Origin of the sequence: Enterobacter sp. NFIX59, from assembly GCF_900113755.1 — a bacterium.
Taxonomy (GTDB): domain Bacteria; phylum Pseudomonadota; class Gammaproteobacteria; order Enterobacterales; family Enterobacteriaceae; genus Enterobacter; species Enterobacter pseudoroggenkampii.
This window is the reverse complement of the sequence record NZ_FOQN01000001.1, coordinates 815576-830035: the sequence shown is the minus strand read 5'-3', so window position 1 is coordinate 830035 and position 14460 is coordinate 815576. Positions and strand designations below refer to the sequence as shown.

At 55.0% G+C, this 14460-nt stretch carries 17 protein-coding genes; 8 read left to right on the top strand and 9 right to left on the bottom strand.

All coding sequences use genetic code 11. The features are described 5' to 3' along the window. Positions 1-244: 244 nt before the first annotated feature. Both BM007_RS03990 and BM007_RS03985 read left to right on the top strand, forming a co-directional pair. Positions 245-499: a putative hemolysin gene (locus BM007_RS03990; RefSeq protein WP_024908585.1), complete on the top strand. Its 255-nt coding sequence runs from the start codon at positions 245-247 to the stop codon at positions 497-499. A gap of 80 nt (positions 500-579) precedes the next feature. Beyond that, positions 580-885, top strand: coding sequence for a nuclear transport factor 2 family protein (locus BM007_RS03985; protein ID WP_032650897.1), 306 nt, complete (start codon positions 580-582; stop codon positions 883-885). Here BM007_RS03985 and BM007_RS03980 read toward each other — a convergent pair whose 3' ends face one another. Further along, a complete protein-coding gene (locus tag BM007_RS03980; protein WP_032650899.1) occupies positions 886-1230 on the bottom strand; it encodes a DUF488 domain-containing protein in 345 nt (114 codons plus the stop codon). A 101-nt stretch (positions 1231-1331) separates the two neighbouring features. On the opposite strand from BM007_RS03980, the gene BM007_RS03975 reads away from it, so the two are divergent. Then, positions 1332-2039 carry a CTP synthase C-terminal region-related (seleno)protein gene (locus tag BM007_RS03975; RefSeq protein ID WP_061715518.1) on the top strand — a complete coding sequence of 236 codons (708 nt, stop codon included), beginning with the start codon at positions 1332-1334 and terminating at the stop codon, positions 2037-2039. Between the two features lie 31 nt (positions 2040-2070). Here BM007_RS03975 and BM007_RS03970 read toward each other — a convergent pair whose 3' ends face one another. Then, positions 2071-3258 (bottom strand): CynX/NimT family MFS transporter, encoded by a 1188-nt coding sequence (locus BM007_RS03970; RefSeq protein ID WP_061715517.1) that lies wholly within the window; start codon positions 3256-3258, stop codon positions 2071-2073. Between the two features lie 99 nt (positions 3259-3357). Between BM007_RS03970 and BM007_RS03965 the strand changes: the two genes are divergently transcribed. Then, complete coding sequence (locus BM007_RS03965) at positions 3358-4149, top strand: AraC family transcriptional regulator (RefSeq protein ID WP_032650905.1); 792 nt, start codon at positions 3358-3360, stop codon at positions 4147-4149. Here BM007_RS03965 and BM007_RS03960 read toward each other — a convergent pair. Beyond that, positions 4133-4579: a DUF441 domain-containing protein gene (locus BM007_RS03960; RefSeq protein ID WP_024908579.1), complete on the bottom strand. Its 447-nt coding sequence runs from the start codon at positions 4577-4579 to the stop codon at positions 4133-4135. The two genes, BM007_RS03965 and BM007_RS03960, sit on opposite strands and share 17 nt — an antisense overlap. 145 nt (positions 4580-4724) lie before the next feature. Between BM007_RS03960 and yoaI the strand changes: the two genes are divergently transcribed. Further along, positions 4725-4829: a small membrane protein YoaI gene (yoaI, locus tag BM007_RS03955; protein WP_010430055.1), complete on the top strand. Its 105-nt coding sequence runs from the start codon at positions 4725-4727 to the stop codon at positions 4827-4829. Between the two features lie 20 nt (positions 4830-4849). Here yoaI and BM007_RS03950 read toward each other — a convergent pair whose 3' ends face one another. The 3 genes from BM007_RS03950 to yeaG form a co-directional block, all read right to left on the bottom strand. Then, the gene (locus BM007_RS03950; RefSeq protein ID WP_047651996.1) at positions 4850-5350 is read right to left on the bottom strand and encodes a YbaK/prolyl-tRNA synthetase associated domain-containing protein; all 501 of its coding nucleotides are present in this window, start codon (positions 5348-5350) and stop codon (positions 4850-4852) included. Between the two features lie 98 nt (positions 5351-5448). Then, positions 5449-6732 carry a YeaH/YhbH family protein gene (locus BM007_RS03945; RefSeq protein WP_024908577.1) on the bottom strand — a complete coding sequence of 428 codons (1284 nt, stop codon included), beginning with the start codon at positions 6730-6732 and terminating at the stop codon, positions 5449-5451. 74 nt (positions 6733-6806) lie between these two features. Then, positions 6807-8741 carry a protein kinase YeaG gene (gene yeaG, locus BM007_RS03940; protein WP_008500713.1) on the bottom strand — a complete coding sequence of 645 codons (1935 nt, stop codon included), beginning with the start codon at positions 8739-8741 and terminating at the stop codon, positions 6807-6809. A gap of 430 nt (positions 8742-9171) precedes the next feature. Here yeaG and BM007_RS03935 point away from each other — a divergent pair, with 430 nt between their 5' ends. Further along, positions 9172-9918 (top strand): MipA/OmpV family protein, encoded by a 747-nt coding sequence (locus BM007_RS03935; protein ID WP_024908575.1) that lies wholly within the window; start codon positions 9172-9174, stop codon positions 9916-9918. Positions 9919-9996: 78 nt separating this feature from the next. Here the strand turns inward: BM007_RS03935 and BM007_RS03930 are convergent, their stop codons facing one another. Beyond that, the gene (locus BM007_RS03930) at positions 9997-10881 is read right to left on the bottom strand and encodes a D-hexose-6-phosphate mutarotase (protein WP_024908574.1); all 885 of its coding nucleotides are present in this window, start codon (positions 10879-10881) and stop codon (positions 9997-9999) included. A 72-nt stretch (positions 10882-10953) separates the two neighbouring features. Then, positions 10954-11949, bottom strand: coding sequence for a glyceraldehyde-3-phosphate dehydrogenase (gene gapA / locus BM007_RS03925; protein ID WP_014831506.1), 996 nt, complete (start codon positions 11947-11949; stop codon positions 10954-10956). 340 nt (positions 11950-12289) lie between these two features. Between gapA and msrB the strand changes: the two genes are divergently transcribed. Beyond that, the gene (msrB, locus tag BM007_RS03920; protein ID WP_024908573.1) at positions 12290-12703 is read left to right on the top strand and encodes a peptide-methionine (R)-S-oxide reductase MsrB; all 414 of its coding nucleotides are present in this window, start codon (positions 12290-12292) and stop codon (positions 12701-12703) included. A 41-nt stretch (positions 12704-12744) separates the two neighbouring features. Further along, entirely contained in the window at positions 12745-13023 is a 279-nt protein-coding gene (locus BM007_RS03915; protein ID WP_024908572.1) for a YeaC family protein, read from the top strand. A 60-nt stretch (positions 13024-13083) separates the two neighbouring features. On the opposite strand, the gene BM007_RS03910 is transcribed toward BM007_RS03915, so the two are convergent. Then, positions 13084-14340: a chitinase ChiD gene (locus tag BM007_RS03910; protein ID WP_061715470.1), complete on the bottom strand. Its 1257-nt coding sequence runs from the start codon at positions 14338-14340 to the stop codon at positions 13084-13086. Between the last annotated feature and the right edge of the window lie 120 nt (positions 14341-14460).

Sequence of the window (14460 nt, the reverse complement as noted above, 5' to 3'; positions counted from 1 at the left end):
TGGCATAGTAAAACATGAATACAGAAAATTTAATATATGCAGGGAGCGGGCAGCAGGATAGAAAAAAAGCCCCGTTGTTGAGACCGGGGCAAAGACATCTTGATTACGGAATGATGTTCTCTGGTCATATCGAGAACATGCCACACTATAGTGCTGAAAAGTGCAGTTAAAATGGAGAAATCATGGAGAACGCGGCGATGACCCGTTACCCTTAGACTGTCATGATGTCACAAGGATCAATGAGATGAGATTTCTGCTTCTGGCGCTGGCGCTTCCCCTGGCCGCCTGCACCGCAAAAACCACGCCACCCGATGCACCGAAACCGCCGCACGTTATCGGTATGGCGAACCCGGCCTCCGTCTACTGCCTGGAGAAAGGCGGGGAACAGATCCCGGTTCAAAGTCCGCAGGGCGTTCGCACCGAGTGCAAATTACCGGGCGGCGAAGTGATCGATGAATGGACGCTCTATCGTCGCGATCATCCACAACCCACCAGGTGACAGACGGATACCGCCTGCGATACACTTCTCTTTAGGATTAATCTTAGCCAGTTTCTGGCGTTCGTTTCCGCGAGAGAAGTATGTTTCAGCTAAAACCGGGCAGCATGGCGATGATCGTGGGTGCCCGCACGGCGTCAGGCCGTCGAAATATTGGTAAATCTGTTGAGCTGTTTGGCCTGTGCCAGCCTGGCCTGCGCTTCGTTAACCCGGTCAACGGCGTGATGACGCAATTACCGACCACCGCAGATCGTGCGCTCTGGCTGGTGACGGGGGATGTCTACGCCTTTGACAATCAGCACGGCTTTGCGTTTGTCCGCGCCGAACATCTGATGCCGCTCACCCCCGATGAAGCGCCGCAAATCCTCGATGAGCTGGCGATCGGCTGATCACAGGTGGCGCAGCCAGTCGGCTAAGACCAGGGCGTGATTTTGCTCCGTGTTTTTGGCAGCAAAGAGCAGGGTGACGGTCTGCCTGTGCGCCAGCGTTGCCAGACGCACGCCCTCGTCAGCATGCTGCGCCAGCTCTTCCCGATAGGCCTGACTGAAGGCGGCGAAATCAATGGTTTCGCTATGAAAGGCCTTGCGTAGTTCAGTTGAGGGCGTGAGCGCTTTACACCATTCGTCATACGCGAGGTCCGTTTTCTTAACACCGCGCGGCCACAGCCTGTCCACCAGTACCCGATAGCCGTCGTCAGGGCCTGCCTGTTCGTACACGCGTTTGCATTGAATCATGATTCCACCCTCCCAATTTAAGGTATTGTGATAATTGCAAAAGATCGGTAGTCTGAGGTTCCTTATGTTATCTGATAATACTCTGGCATAAGGAACCTTTCATGGAACACCTCCCGGTTAAAACGACGCTGCGCATTGCGCTGGTTGGCGATTACAATCCCAGTGTAATTGCGCATCAGGCGATCCCGCTGGCCATCGACGACGCCGCCGCAGTGCTTGACCTCACCGCCGATTACGACTGGCTTGCCACCACGGAGCTGACAAGCCCTGAAGATCTGGTGGGCTACGATGCCATCTGGCTGGTACCCGCCAGCCCCTATAAAAACACCGAGGCCGCTTTTATCGCCGCGCGCTATGCCCGTGAAAACAGCATCCCGTTCCTGGGCACCTGCGGCGGGTTCCAGCATGCGCTGATTGAGTATGCCCGAAACGTGCTGGGCTGGGCTGATGCGGCACACGCTGAGACGGATACCGAAGGCACCATGGTGATTGCGCCGCTGACCTGCTCGCTGGTGGAAAAAACCGATGCGATTGAACTGCGCAAAAATACGCTGATCGCCAAAGCGTACGGCAAGCCGGAAATTGAAGAGGGATATCACTGTAACTATGGCGTGTCGCCGGCGTTTGCGCAGGCGCTGGAAAGCGGTGATATGCATGTTACGGGCTGGGACGACCAGGGAGAAATTCGCGCCGCAGAACTGGTCACGCACCCGTTCTTCGTGATCACCTTATTCCAGCACGAGCGTGGTGCGCTGGAAGGACGTCCGGTCGTGCTGGTGCAGGCGATGCTGCGCGCGGCCCGCGGTTAAAAAAGGCAGACCCGAGGGTCTGCCACACTGTTTAACGGGGCGCGATCTCCCGGTCTCGCCCGGCTAAGATGCCGCAGAGGGCCATTATCACCGCGGCCAGGGCGCAGCCCAGAAGCGGGATCCGCCAGTCTCCTGCGCTATCGTGAATTTTCCCCATCAGCGGAGGGCCGCAGGCGGCGAGCAGATAGCCAATCGACTGCGCCATGCCGGACAGCGCCGCAGCCTGGTGCGCGGAGCTGGCGCGCAGACCGATGAACGTCAGGCCGAGGATCATCGTTGCTCCTGTGCCAAAGCCAAACACCAGCGTCCACATCACCGCCATGCCTGGCATAAACCATAATCCCGCCGCGCTTATCGCGCACAGCAGCGCCACTGCGCCTGCAATGGCCCGCTGATCTTTCAGACGGTGGAGGATCAGCGGAACGGCAAGCCCCGGCACGGCCGTGGCCAGCTGCAGCAGACCGTGCACCGAGCCGGCCTGCGCTTCGCTGTAGCCGTGGCTCAGCAGTATCGCCGGCAGCCAGCCGATGATGACGTAGTAAATCAGCGAGTTAATCCCTAAAAAGAGCGTCACCTGCCAGGCGAGCGCCGAGCGCCAGATGGCGCGATTATGCAGCGCGCCAGCGCCCGTCACCGCTGCAACGTGTTTCTGACGCCACTGGGGTAACCAGAGCAGCAGCGCGACCAGCGGAAACGCCATCAGCATCAGCAGGGCGCCATGCCAGCCCGCGTTCCCCTGCGCCAGGGGAACAATCATCGCTGATCCAAACGCCGCCGAGACGCCCATCGTCAGGGAATAAGCACCGGTGAGCTTCGCCACCTGCCCCGGAAAGTCACGCTTAATTAATCCGGGTAACAGCACATTTCCGAGCGCAATACCGCAGCCAATGACCGCCGTACCGATGAACAGCAGCGCGGCGGAAGGCAGAGAGCGAACCGCAATTCCGGCGCAAATCAGCAGCAGGGCGATAAACAGGCTGCGCTCCATGCCGATACGTCGGGCAACGCCTGCGGCGAGCGGCGAGATAAGGGCGAAAGCCAGCAGAGGCAGGGTGGTCAGCAGACCGGTTTGCGCCGTGCTTAAGCCATAATCAAGACGAATAGTGTCGAGCAGCGGCGCTGCGCCGGTAAAGGTGACGCGAAGCGTAGTGGCAATCATCAGGATGCCTGCAATCAACAGCGCGCCGTGTTTTCCTGAGGTGCGAATAGCAGTAGTCATTATGTTCTCATACGTTCAAGCGAGGGCACACAATACCGATTTTCTCAGCGGTTGAAATCAGGCTAAAATGACAGTTTATCGCTAATATCGGACAAACTGATGATTGGTCTGGGACTGGAGGGCTACGATCCTGATAGCCAGTACGATGCGGCCGTCGCATTTCGTATTCAGGTGGTGGCGGAGGAACAATATATTCCCCGGCATCATCACCGTAAGGGGCAGCTGATTCTGGCCCTTGGCGGCGCAATCACCTGCGAAGTGGAAAATGCGATGCTGATGGTTCCGCCCCAGTACGCCGTCTGGATCCCCGGCCAGATGCCGCACAGCAACAGAGCCACGCCGGGCGCGCAGCTCTGCTTTTTATTTATTGAGCCGGGGGCGGCAAGCTTGCCCGAACGCTGCTGTACCCTGAAAATCTCTCCTCTGGTGCGGGAGCTGATTTTATCCCTGGCGGAAAAATCGCGTGAGCAGCTTCCTCTTGCGACCACGTCGCGCCTGGTGGACGTCCTGTTTGACGAGCTGCCGCTCCAGCGACAGGAGCACCTGCAGCTGCCCGTCTCGCCCCATCCTAAAATTCGACTGATGAGCGAGAAGATGGCGGAAGAGCCCGCCGCCTGGCAGACGCTGGCGCAGTGGGCGAGCCATTTTGCCATGAGCGAACGCAGCCTGGCGCGGCTGGTGGTGAAAGAGACCGGTTTAAGCTTTCGCCGCTGGCGTCACCAGCTGCAGCTGATCGTGGCGTTACAGCACCTGATCGGCGGGAAATCGGTACAGCAGGTGGCCCAGTCACTGGGCTATGACTCGACCACCGCGTTTATCACCATGTTCAGGAAGGGGCTGGGCCAGACGCCAGCGCGTTATATGGCCAGCCTGACTACGACTTCCCGATAAACAGAGAGACAAGGCCTGCCGCAATCAGCGGGCCGACCGGCACGCCGCGGAAGAGCGCCACGCCCAGCACGGTGCCCACCAGCAGACCCGCCACCAGCGAGGGCTGGCTGCTCATTAGCGTGACGCCGCGTCCGCCCAGCCACGACACAAAAATCCCCACCGCGATCGCCACCAGCGATTTCCAGTTTACGAACGAGTGCAGCAGGGTTGATGCAGGAAGCGTACCGCTGGCGATGGGCGCCATTACCCCGATGGTTAAAATGATTATCCCGATGGTGAGGCCTTGTTTTTCTATCCACGGGAAAAAGGTATTTAACGGGGTCACGCGAACAATAATAAGCACCAGAATCGAGATGGCGACGGTGGTGTTATGGCTGACAAAGCCGAGCGCGGCGAGTGCCAGAAGAATGAGCAGAGTAGGGTCAAACATAGGGAATCCTTGCCAGAATAATTAACCTGCTTACTGTACGCGCAAATGCGATGCAGGACAGTTTTAAAAAGATTTTATTGTTGTCATAACCTTGTCATTTACGCGGTTTAAAACGGAGGCAGATATCGCAAAAGGGGTCGCCATCATGAACGATCACATGTTTGTGGAAACGCTGATTATCTCCTCATCGTTTTTCGCTATTGCCGTTATTCTCGTCGCCTCCGTGCTGTTCCTGGAAAGAAAAGGCTGACAGGGCGTCAGCCATCGCAGTTACGCTTTATGGAAAGTTACCAGCTCAGGACGGGCGATGCGCAGGTAATCCTGGGTATCCATAATCACGGATTTCTCCAGCAGGCCAGCGTTAAACGCGATTTCGTCAAAACGCTCGAACAGCAGCGGGTCGGCAACCAGGGCCAAATCAGGATGGAAGCTAAAGGGCGGGATAGCGCCGAAAACGCAGGCGGTCAGGGTATCGACCTCGGCCGGGCTGGCGAGGGAGGCCTTTAGCCCGCCAAAATGGCTGGCAAGCTGGCTCAGGTCTGCCTGTAGATCGGCGGCGAGGATCGCCAGAACGTGTTTTTTTACGCCGTTTCCCTTCACCTTACAGACCAGGGCTTTGGCGCCTTGCCGCAGATCGGTTCCGCGAATTTCACTTACCGCTTCACATTTCCCGACCGCCTCGTGCTCCATGACGCGAAACCGCGCGCCCTGCTCGGTGAGTAAGGTAATCAGTTGCTGGTGGGTTCCTGCCCCAATAACGTCGTCAGTCATAACGATTTCCCGGTGATAATCCAGTATGCAGCGTTCTACATTAGCACGGGATGAACGGGGTCGAAAGAAAACAGCCAGCGCTTTCGCTGGCTGTTTGATTATGCGTTGCTGGTAGAAGATTGCTTGTGGAACAGCTCCCTGAACACAGGATAAATATCATCCTGGTCACGGATATGCTGCATGGCAAAATTATCGAACATCGATTGCAGATGTTCATACTCCCGCCACAGGGTCTGGTGTGCACGGCGGGTGATTTCGATATAGCTGTAGTAACGCACCACCGGCAGAATTTTCTTCGCCAGGATTTCGTGACACAGCGGTGAGTCGTCGGCCCAGTTATCGCCGTCCGACGCCTGCGCGGCATAAATATTCCACTGCGACGGGTCGTAACGCTCTTTCACCACTTCATCCATCAGCTTCAGGGCGCTTGAGACGATGGTCCCGCCGGTCTCCTGCGAGTAGAAGAACTCATGCTCATCCACCTCTTTCGCCTGAGTGTGGTGGCGGATATAGACCACCTCCACGTTCTTATAGGTTCTGCTCAGGAACAGATAGAGCAGAATATAAAAACGCTTCGCCATATCCTTGGTTGCCTGATCCATCGAGCCGGACACGTCCATCAGACAGAACATCACCGCCTGGCTGGAGGGCTCAGGGCGTTTTTCGTAGTTCTTGTAGCGCAGGTCAAAGGTGTCGATAAACGGTACCCGTTCTATCTTCGCCCTCAGTTCTGCAATCTCTTTACGCAGGCGCTCCTCTTCCAGCAGTTGCGCCGGTTCCGTATTTTCCACCACCTTCAGGCTACTCTCCAGCTCGCGCAGTTCGCGACGTTTGCCTGCCGTCATGGCCGTGCGTCGCGCCAGCGAATTCTGCAACGAACGCACGACGCTGATGTTGGCGGGTACGCCGTTGGCGGTATAGCCCGCGCGGTGGGTTTTATATTCATTAAGCTGACGATGCTGATTCTTTTTCAGATTCGGCAGCGCCAGGTCTTCAAACAGCAGGTCGAGATATTCATCTTTCGAAATCTGGAAGACAAATTCGTCCTGGCCTTCACCGTCCTGGCTGGCCTGTCCCTGACCGCTTCCTGAACCACCGCCGCCGCCCTGAGGGCGCTCAATTCTGTCGTTCTGAACGAAGTGGTCATTACCTGGGTGTACGCGATGGCGCAGGCCGCCTCGCCCCTGATGAAACATCGGTTCGCTGATGTCATCGGTGGGGATGGAGACAGATTCGCCGCTGTCGACGTCGGTCACCGAGCGTTTGTTGATGGCCTCGGAGATAGACTGTTTAATTTGCGCTTTATAACGACGCAAGAAGCGCTGGCGGTTCACCGTGCTCTTGTTTTTGCCGTTAAGACGCCGGTCAATAAACCAGGTCATATACCCCCCGTACTGCATTTGCCAACTTGCATTTTGTAGGCCCGGCAGGCGCTAAACGCTGCCGGGCACTTGTTTTAAGACGATTTACGCACGCGCAGGTACCATTCGCAGAGCAGGCGGACCTGTTTGCGGGTGTAGCCTTTTTCCATCATACGGTCGACAAAATCGTCGTGTTTTTTCTGTTCATCGGTTGAGGTTTTGGCGTTAAACGAGATCACCGGCAGCAGCTCTTCGGTATTGGAGAACATTTTCTTCTCAATGACCGTGCGCAGTTTCTCGTAGCTGGTCCAGTTCGGATTGCGCCCGTTGTTATGCGCTCTGGCGCGCAGGACGAAGTTCACAATCTCGTTACGGAAGTCTTTCGGGTTGCTGATCCCGGCAGGCTTCTCGATTTTTTCCAGCTCCGCGTTCAGGGATTCACGGTCAAACAGCTGGCCGGTATCCGGGTCGCGGTACTCCTGATCCTGGATCCAGAAGTCAGCGTAGGTAACATAGCGGTCGAAAATGTTCTGCCCGTATTCTGAATAGGATTCCAGGTAAGCCGTCTGGATCTCTTTGCCAATGAACTCGGCGTATTTCGGGATCAGGTAACCTTTGAGGAACTCAAGGTAGCGTTCAGCCTGCTCCTGCGGGAACTGCTCGCGCTCGATTTGCTGTTCCAGCACGTAGAACAGATGAACCGGGTTGGCCGCCACTTCCGCATGGTCGAAGTTAAAGACGCGGGAGAGGATCTTAAACGCGAAACGCGTGGACAGACCGTTCATCCCCTCATCAACCCCGGCATAGTCGCGGTATTCCTGATACGACTTCGCTTTCGGGTCGGTATCTTTCAGGCTTTCACCGTCATAGACGCGCATTTTAGAATAGATGCTGGAGTTTTCCGGCTCTTTCAGACGCGAAAGGATGGAGAAGCGTGACAGCGTTTCCAGCGTGCCGGGCGCGCAGGGGGCATGCACCAGCTCACTGTGGTTAAGCAGTTTCTCGTAAATTTTGATCTCTTCGGAGATCCGCAGGCAATAAGGCACCTTGACGATGTACACGCGGTCAAGGAAGGCCTCATTGTTTTTGTTATTACGGAAGGTCACCCATTCAGATTCGTTCGAGTGGGCGAGAATAATCCCGTTAAACGGCAGGGCGGAGATACCTTCCGTCCCGTTGTAGTTGCCTTCCTGAGTCGCCGTCAGCAGCGGATGCAGCACCTTGATTGGTGCTTTAAACATCTCGACGAACTCCATAATCCCCTGGTTCGCGCGGCACAGCGCGCCCGAGTAACCGTAGGCATCCGGATCGTTTTGCGCGAAGTTTTCCAGCTTGCGGATGTCGACTTTACCCACCAGCGCCGAGATGTCCTGGTTGTTCTCATCGCCAGGTTCCGTTTTGGCGATGGCGATCTGTTCAAGGATAGACGGCCAGACTTTCACCACGCGGAATTTGGTGATATCGCCACCAAACTCGTGCAGGCGTTTTGCCGCCCACGGCGACATGATGGTGCCGAGATAGCGACGCGGGATGCCATACTCTTTGTCCAGAATCTGCGCATCTTCCTGCGGATTGAACAGGCACAGCGGATGGTCGTTCACCGGGCTGCGTTCACCGTTGGCGCTCAGCACATAGATAGGCACGCGCTGCATCAGCGACTTCAGGCGTTCCGCCAGCGAGGATTTACCGCCGCCCACGGGGCCGAGTAAATAGAGGATCTGTTTCTTCTCTTCCAGACCCTGAGCGGCATGCTTCAGATAGGAGACAATCTGTTCGATGGCATCTTCCATACCATAGAACTCTTCAAACGCCGGGTATCGGGCGACCACCCGATTCGAAAAGAGACGGGAAAGCCGAGGCTCCAGGGCAGTGTCAACCATGTTTGGCTCACCAATAGCCATCAATAGCCGTTCTGCCGCATTGGCATAGGCACTGCGATCTTGCCGACAGATGGTAAGAAACTCCTGCAGTGTGAACTCTTCGTCCTTGGCAGCTTCATAGCGCTGGCGATAGTGATCGAATATATTCATGGCATGCCGTCCTTTCGTTTTTTAGCACAGGATAAGAGCCGTTCGTATGAGTAGTGGAGGCTCCCGGAAGAGAATCTCTCGCACCTCACTGCCAGAGCAGCAACCTGTGTGCCAGGTCAGACGCTAAGAACCGCAGGTGTTCAGGAAAACTCTTCTTAAATTAAAGCGTAGATGGCATTTGCAAAACTTGCATGCCCAGAAAATCTACTTTCAATGACATATCAATAACTCATCCAAAAATTTCCACTGTCGTTATAAGACAAATGCACGTTTTTCATTCAGCGGTCATATAAATGAAAGCAGGCTGTCATCTGATAAGTTAAAAATAATGGGTTAATCAGGCTGATTAGCAGGCAAAAAATTTTGGGATGTACGGGAATGGCGGTTACACTTCATCCGCTGATTATTTGACTACAGGAAAGAATGGATTGTGACCAAACTCAAACTTCTGGCATTAGGCATCCTTGCCGCGACCGCAGTGAACACCGCACAGGCGGAAAGTCAGTGGACGGTTGGCGCGGGTGTTGGCGTCATTAACAGCCCGTACAAACAGTATGACCGTGACGTTTATCCTGTTCCCGTTATCACCTATGAAGGCGATAACGTCTGGTTCCGCGGGCTCGGCGGCGGCTACTATCTCTGGAACGATACGGCCGATAAGCTCTCCATCATGGCCTACTATGATCCGACGCACTTCAAGCCGGGTGACAGCGACAGCCACGCGCTTCGCCAGCTCGACAAGCGCAAAAGCTCGATGATGGCCGGCCTCTCATACGTGCATAACACCCAGTATGGCTTCCTGCGTACGGCCCTGGCAGGCGATACGCTGGATAACAGCAACGGCTTTATCTGGGATCTGGCGTGGCTGTACCGTTATACCAACGGTGGTCTGACCCTGACGCCGGGTATTGGTGTGCAGTACAACAGCGAGAACTACAACGACTATTACTATGGCGTGTCTAAAAACGAGTCCCGCCGCAGTGGTCTGAAGAGCTACAGCGCAGATGACGGCTGGGATCCGTACCTGGAGCTGACCGCGAGCTATAACTTCCTCGGCGACTGGAGCGTGTACGGTACCGGCCGCTATGAGCGTCTGAGCGACGAAGTGAAGGATAGCCCGATGGTCGACAAGTCATGGGCAGGTATTTTCTCTGTCGGCGTGAGCTACAAGTTCTGATTGCGCACTAATATTGTGCAATTGATGCATTAAAACGGGGCGCGCGCGCCCCGTTTGCTTTGATGTGGTGCAGAAAAATTATCGCTTAACAATGCGGATCGTCTGCCCTAAACGAGACGGTTTTTCGTCGCTCGCTTTTTGCGGGGTGCTCACGCAGGCGGTTTCCACGCAGACAAACGTTTTATACCCTTCATCCGTCATGTCGGCCATGCTGACGGACAGCGCCGGGCCCGGGTTCCAGCCCACCACGTCGCTGTGATGATGATGGACCACTTCAATTCCGCGGTTCAGCGCGCCGTCGTGGATCACGCTGCACGCTTCCGGGTGCAGGTAGACGCGGTCGGTACGGTCAGGGAATGTCTGTATACCGTCGCTCAGTTTACCTTCTTTGGCGTTATCCACTTTGTCGATAAAGGTATCGCCAAGACCGCTCACCTTCACTGCGCCGATATCACCTACGTTGAAGTAGGTGTGCAGGGCTGCGGTGGTTTCAAACTCACCGTGGGCTTCCAGTTCGATTTCACAGGTTTTACCAAGCTTAAAGCGGGCATACAGGGTGAAATCATGCGGCCAGAGGGCGCGGGTTTCATCATTAGCCTGCAGCTCAAAGGTCAGCACGGCGCCGTTGTCATCTTCGTTGTGCGCTTTCAGCGTCCACTGCTGGTTACGGGCAAAACCGTGAGAAGGCAAACCCTGCTGGGCGGACGGGCCGAACCACGGCCAGCAGATCGGTACGCCACCGCGAATAGCCGCCCCTTTTTTGAAGGAGGTCGCATCGCTCAGCCATAAGCCTTCGGCTTCACCTTCCGGTTTCCAGGAGAGCAGGTGGGCGCCGTTCAGCGCCACGGAGGCTTTAACGCGTGGATGGTCAACGACGATAACGTCGGCACCGTCAATCTGACGGCGGGAAAGCACAGGGGTAAGTTGTTCGACTACCGGAAGTGCAAAAATTTTATTAATCATTAAGCAATCCTCTGTCTTATAAATAAAAAAGGCGACCGAAGTCGCCTTTTAGGATCAAGCACTCATCTCAACTTATTTAGAGATGTGAGCGATCAGGTCCAGTACTTTGTTAGAGTAGCCAGTTTCGTTGTCGTACCAGGATACCAGTTTAACGAAGTTGTCGTTCAGTGCGATACCCGCTTTAGCATCGAACACGGAAGTGCACACTTCGCCGTTGAAATCGGTAGATACAACGTCGTCTTCGGTGTAGCCCAGAACGCCTTTCATTGCGCCTTCGGAAGCAGCTTTGATTGCTTTCTTAATTTCTTCATAAGAAGCAGCTTTTTCCAGACGAACGGTCAGGTCAACAACGGAAACGTTAGGAGTTGGAACGCGGAACGCCATACCAGTCAGTTTGCCATTCAGTTCTGGCAGTACTTTACCTACAGCTTTAGCAGCACCGGTAGAGGATGGGATGATGTTCTGAGCCGCGCCACGGCCGCCGCGCCAGTCTTTGTGAGACGGGCCATCAACGGTTTTCTGAGTAGCGGTGGTTGCGTGAACGGTAGTCATCAGACCTTCGATGATGCCGAAGTTGTCGTTGATAACTTTAGCCAGCGGTGCCAGGCAGTTGGTGGTGCAGGATGCGTTAGACACGATATCCTGGCCAGCGTAAGTTTCGAAGTTTGCACCACGAACGAACATTGGGGTGTTGTCTTTGGAAGGACCAGTCAGAACAACTTTCTTCGCACCCGCAGTGATGTGTTTACGTGCAGTTTCGTCGGTCAGGAAGATACCGGTTGCTTCAGCAACAACGTCAACACCGATTTCGTTCCATTTCAGGTTAGCTGGGTCTTTTTCAGCAGTAACGCGGATGGTTTTGCCATTAACAACCAGGTGGCCGTCTTTCACTTCAACGGTGCCGTCGAAACGACCGTGAGTTGAGTCGTACTTCAGCATGTACGCCATGTATTCAGCGTCCAGGAGATCGTTGATACCAACGATTTCGATGTCAGAACGTTTCTGAGCAGCACGGAAAACAATACGGCCGATACGGCCAAAACCGTTGATACCTACTTTGATAGTCATATATTCCACCAGCTATTTGTTAGTGAATAAAAGGTTGCCTGTAAAATTACAAAAACCTTACGCAGCGTCAAGCGGAATCGTGTCAATCATTGCGACAAATCAATCCTGTGACTAACGTTTGTGCGACTGACTCGCCTCACTTTCCCTTTGAGCTTGCACCCATATGGGGGCTGCGCCGGGATTTTAAAGGCCTCGCAGGATAAAAATGTGAGCATGATCACAATTGCCTGACCGCCTTTTCGCGACACATAAGTTTAGATCAAAAGTGCACGCAAGGGTGTTAATGTTTTGTTAGAATCCGGGTTAAAAGATGTCTGTTTCTACAGCGAGATGTAAGCATATGTCGAACCAACGTAACCCTGAAGATTTGAAAAAAAACCTCACAGAAATGCAGTTTTACGTGACGCAGAATCACGGGACGGAACCGCCGTTCACCGGGCGTTTACTGCACAACAAGCGGGACGGCGTCTACCACTGCCTTGTCTGTGACGCGCCGCTGTTTAATTCACAAACGAAATTTGATTCTGGCTGCGGCTGGCCGAGCTTTTACGAGCCGGTGAGCGATGAGGCCATCCGCTACCTGACCGACTCGTCACACGGCATGGTGCGCACGGAAATTCGCTGCGGCAACTGCGATGCGCACCTTGGGCACGTCTTCCCGGATGGCCCTCAGCCCACGGGCGAGCGTTTCTGCGTGAATTCAGCCTCAATGAGCTTCACTGACGACGAAAACGGCGACCAGGTGAAGGGTTGAAAAAACGATTCAGCAAATTATTCCTTTGAAAGGGCGGGATTGTGAATATTGATGACATGATTAGCGGTATGACGCCGGAGATTTATCAGCGTCTGGTGACCGCCGTAGAGCTGGGAAAATGGCCCGATGGCGTCGCGCTGACCCCGGAGCAAAAAGAGAACAGCCTGCAGCTGGTGATGCTGTGGCAGGCGCGCAATAACACTGACGCGCAGCACATGACGATCGACACCCGTGGCCAGATGGTGATGAAGAGCAAGCGTGAGCTGAAAGAAGACTTTGGCATCACGCCGAAGCCGATTGCGACGATGAAAATGCAATAACGGTGCGGGTTGATGCCCTCACCCAACCCTCTCCCACGGGGAGAGGGCTTGATTGTCTTACTACTTATGCGGGATCCCGAGCGACTCCGCCAGCTGTTTCGCTAACTGATTGTTGTCATCAGCCCCGTACTCCCAGAACATCGCCCCGGCAAGACCTTTCTCTTTGATGTAGTCCGCTTTGATCGCAACGGATCGTGGGTTCTCATAGGAAATCGCAAACAGCGCGTTGCCATCGGCACCCTTCACCGACAGCCACGGCACTTTTGCCTGGTCGTCCCAGTGCCCGGTAAAGCGCTTCTGCGGATCGTTCAACAGCTTTTTCACGATATCGTTGTACTTCACGTAGGTATCTTTGGTCAGGTCATAGCCGAGTGACTTGAACAACCCGAGCTCCTGCGGCCCGAAGTAGGGCTGGGTAACCGGATTTTTTTGCGCATCCGGTTTGGTCCAGTCGATCCCCGGCTCTACGGCGCGTTTCGGCACGCGGCCATAGAAACCAATCCCGAGATTCATCTGCTGCGGCTTCAGTCCGGCGGCCAGATAGTTGTTCACCACAAAGTCCACGCTGTATTTGTCCGCGGCGGCCACCGTCGGCCAGGTGCTGGAGTCATACAGGTTGGCGTTAAAATACTGCGTGCCGTACGCCATGTCGTAGGTCATCAGGTTGATGTAGTCGAGCAGGGGCGCAATGGCTTTAACATCCACCCAGCTTTTCGGACTTTCCGCATTCGCGCCTACCGCAATGGTGACCAGCTTTTTATGCCCGAACGCGTCGCGCATCTCCTTCAGCAGGGCGGTAAAGTTACCCCGGTCGGCAGGCTGGCTTGCCACCAGCCCCCAGGCGCCGTTGACCGGATACTCCCAGTCGAGATCGATCCCGTCCAGGCCGTATTTGTCGACAATCTCCTGCGCGGAGCGGATGAACACCGCGCGACTCTCTTGGGTTGCCGCTGCGCCAGAGAAGCCGCGCGCGCCCCAGCCGCCGACGGAAAGCAGCACTTTGAGGTTCGGGTTTTGCTTACGCAGAGTGGGGATTAAGGCCAGATCGGACGCCACTTTTGGCGATAGCCAGATTTGATGCAGCTTAGCCGGATCTTTCAGCGCGGCGTTGGTTTCGTCTTTTTCGTCGTTATAGACCAGACCAAACGAGTAGTTCAGGTGGGTGATCTGGCGAACGTCCAGTTTGTTGATATCGCCACCCGGTCCGGCGGTGACATCGCCACCCCCGTTAAAGTAGCCCACGGACATCATGGAACTGGCGGAGGCAACTGACGCGCAAAGCAAGGGTAATGCTGCCAGCAAGGGCAAACGTTTCATACAAGTTCCTCTTTGACTTAATAAAATTAACCACGCCACGGAAAAGGCGTGGCGAAAAAACAGCCTAAAGAGAATAGCATTGCCGCTTCGCTGAGGATGCGAGGGAGTTCACTTTATGAG

What these genes read in the sequence shown, in the direction of transcription:
- BM007_RS03990 (WP_024908585.1), top strand. Translation starts at nt 245, where the DNA reads ATGAGATTTCTGCTTCTGGCGCTGGCGCTTCCCCTGGCCGCCTGCACC.
- yeaG (WP_008500713.1), bottom strand. Translation starts at nt 8,741, where the DNA reads ATGAATATATTCGATCACTATCGCCAGCGCTATGAAGCTGCCAAGGAC.
- gapA (WP_014831506.1), bottom strand. Translation starts at nt 11,949, where the DNA reads ATGACTATCAAAGTAGGTATCAACGGTTTTGGCCGTATCGGCCGTATT.
- BM007_RS03965 (WP_032650905.1), top strand. Translation starts at nt 3,358, where the DNA reads ATGATTGGTCTGGGACTGGAGGGCTACGATCCTGATAGCCAGTACGAT.
- msrB (WP_024908573.1), top strand. Translation starts at nt 12,290, where the DNA reads ATGTCGAACCAACGTAACCCTGAAGATTTGAAAAAAAACCTCACAGAA.
- BM007_RS03975 (WP_061715518.1), top strand. Translation starts at nt 1,332, where the DNA reads ATGGAACACCTCCCGGTTAAAACGACGCTGCGCATTGCGCTGGTTGGC.
- BM007_RS03970 (WP_061715517.1), bottom strand. Translation starts at nt 3,258, where the DNA reads ATGACTACTGCTATTCGCACCTCAGGAAAACACGGCGCGCTGTTGATT.
- BM007_RS03910 (WP_061715470.1), bottom strand. Translation starts at nt 14,340, where the DNA reads ATGAAACGTTTGCCCTTGCTGGCAGCATTACCCTTGCTTTGCGCGTCA.
- BM007_RS03985 (WP_032650897.1), top strand. Translation starts at nt 580, where the DNA reads ATGTTTCAGCTAAAACCGGGCAGCATGGCGATGATCGTGGGTGCCCGC.
- BM007_RS03950 (WP_047651996.1), bottom strand. Translation starts at nt 5,350, where the DNA reads ATGACTGACGACGTTATTGGGGCAGGAACCCACCAGCAACTGATTACC.
- yoaI (WP_010430055.1), top strand. Translation starts at nt 4,725, where the DNA reads ATGAACGATCACATGTTTGTGGAAACGCTGATTATCTCCTCATCGTTT.
- BM007_RS03980 (WP_032650899.1), bottom strand. Translation starts at nt 1,230, where the DNA reads ATGATTCAATGCAAACGCGTGTACGAACAGGCAGGCCCTGACGACGGC.
- BM007_RS03945 (WP_024908577.1), bottom strand. Translation starts at nt 6,732, where the DNA reads ATGACCTGGTTTATTGACCGGCGTCTTAACGGCAAAAACAAGAGCACG.
- BM007_RS03930 (WP_024908574.1), bottom strand. Translation starts at nt 10,881, where the DNA reads ATGATTAATAAAATTTTTGCACTTCCGGTAGTCGAACAACTTACCCCT.
- BM007_RS03960 (WP_024908579.1), bottom strand. Translation starts at nt 4,579, where the DNA reads ATGTTTGACCCTACTCTGCTCATTCTTCTGGCACTCGCCGCGCTCGGC.